The following is a 2,074-nucleotide window of genomic DNA, read 5'->3' on the forward strand; positions in this document are numbered from 1 at the left end:
GACGATCGAGGACGGGAGAAATTCTGGACATGCTTTTGCTTTTCGATTTTTGCGCCGACCCTAAAGGGCCGGGCCGAAAACGAAAAGCCGTGATCATTGGACCAAGGATCGGAGGCTTGTCGAAAGGCAAAAAAGAACCGCCGTGGTGGAGGGGGAACCACGGCGGTCTTTACTCGAAACGTTGCGGCAGCCCGGAGAGGGGGGATAGGCTGCCGCAGTTTGCCCGGGATAGGCGGGGGACGGGCCTTACTCCGGACTTCGGCGAAAAATGCCGATGACAGCTATTTGGGTCTGGGAACATGGCGATTCAAGGGCACGAAGATTACACTTTTGTAACATACCCGTGAGCGGTCGGATGAGCAGCCAGAATCGGGGCGGAATCGGCACTTGTCAGGGTGTTGCCGGAACCGGTGGGTTGCGCAGCCTTTGGCATGGACCGCGAAGCTTCGCCGCGCTATCCCTGCCGGCATGAAAAAAGGCGATCACCTCTTCCTTGTCGACGGCTCCGGCTACATTTTCCGCGCCTATCACGCGCTGCCGCCGCTCAACCGCAAATCCGACGGCCTGCCGACCAGCGCCGTGCTCGGCTTCTGCAACATGGTGTGGAAACTGATGCAGGACGCCCGCAACACCAATGTGGGTATCGTGCCGTCGCATTTCGCCGTCATCTTCGACTATTCGTCGAAAACCTTCCGCAGCGATCTTTATCCCGAATACAAGGCCAACCGATCGGCGCCGCCGGAAGACCTCATCCCGCAATTCGGCCTGATCCGCCAGGCGACCGTGGCGTTCAACCTGCCCTGCATCGAGATGGAAGGTTTTGAGGCCGACGACATCATCGCCACTTATTGCCGGCTGGCCTGCGAGGTCGGCGCCGACACCACCATCATTTCCTCCGACAAGGACCTGATGCAGCTCGTCGGCCCTACGGTCGGCATGTACGATCCGATGAAGGACCGCCAGATCGGCATCCCGGAGGTGATCGAGAAATGGGGCGTGCCGCCGGAAAAGATGATCGACCTCCAGGCGTTGACCGGCGACTCCGTCGACAACGTGCCGGGCGTGCCCGGCATCGGACCGAAGACCGCGGCGCAGCTTCTGGAGCAGTTCGGCGACCTCGACGGGTTGCTCGCCCGCGCCTCCGAGATCAAGCAGGACAAGCGGCGCGAAACCATCATCGCCAATGCCGACAAGGCGCGCATCTCGCGTGAGCTGGTGACGCTGAAGAACGACGTGCCGCTGAAGGAGGGGCTGGACGATCTGGTGCTGCATGCGCCGGACGGGCCGAAGCTGATCGGCTTCCTGAAGACGATGGAATTCACCACCCTGACCCGCCGCGTCGCGGAGGCGACCGCAACCGAGATCGGCGACGTCCAGGCTTCCGCCGTCATCATCGAGCGTACCGATACGGCGCACGGCCCCGATGTCGGCGCCGGCGCGCCGCCGGTCGCAGCCGCAAAGCCTGCCCAGCCGCCCGTCAGGGCGGAAGACGCCCCGCCTCAGGGCGACACCCCTTCCCTGCTCTCGGCGCTGCGACTGGAGCAGGCGACGGCGCGCAAGATCGACCCTTCGGCCTATACGGCAATCCGCGATACGGCCACGCTCAAATCCTGGATCGCCGAGGTGAAGGAAGCCGGTATCCTTGCCTTCGACGCCGAGACCACATCGCTCGACCCGATGCAGGCCGAGCTGATCGGCCTCTCCATGGCAGTTGCGCCAGGCCGCGCCGTCTATGTGCCGCTCGCCCACGCGAGCGGCAATGGCGACCTGCTTGGCGGCGGCCTGCTGGCGGACCAGGTCCCGGTCCGCGAAGCGCTGGCGCTGCTGAAGCCGCTGCTGGAGGACCGGTCGGTTCTCAAGATCGTGCAGGACATGAAATACGACATCGTCGTCATGAGCAGGCACGGCATCGAGGTCGGACCGTTCGACGACACGATGCTGATCTCCTATGTGCTCGACGCCGGCACATCCGGCGGCCACGATCTCGCCTCGCTGTCTGAGAAGTGGCTCGGCCATGCGCCGGCCTCGAAGAAGGAGCTTGCCGGCTCGGGCAAGAGCGCCGTCGGCTTCGACC

1 protein-coding gene is annotated in these 2,074 nt (G+C 63.7%); it reads left to right on the forward strand.

The window, feature by feature from the left end:
* Window positions 1-468: 468 nt before the first annotated feature.
* Window positions 469-2,074, forward strand: a 1,606-nt coding sequence (locus tag EOA29_RS34245; RefSeq protein WP_281061127.1) for a 5'-3' exonuclease H3TH domain-containing protein, incomplete at its 3' end; no start/stop codon positions are given.

Source organism: Mesorhizobium sp. M1E.F.Ca.ET.063.01.1.1, from assembly GCF_003998155.1.
GTDB lineage: Bacteria > Pseudomonadota > Alphaproteobacteria > Rhizobiales > Rhizobiaceae > Mesorhizobium.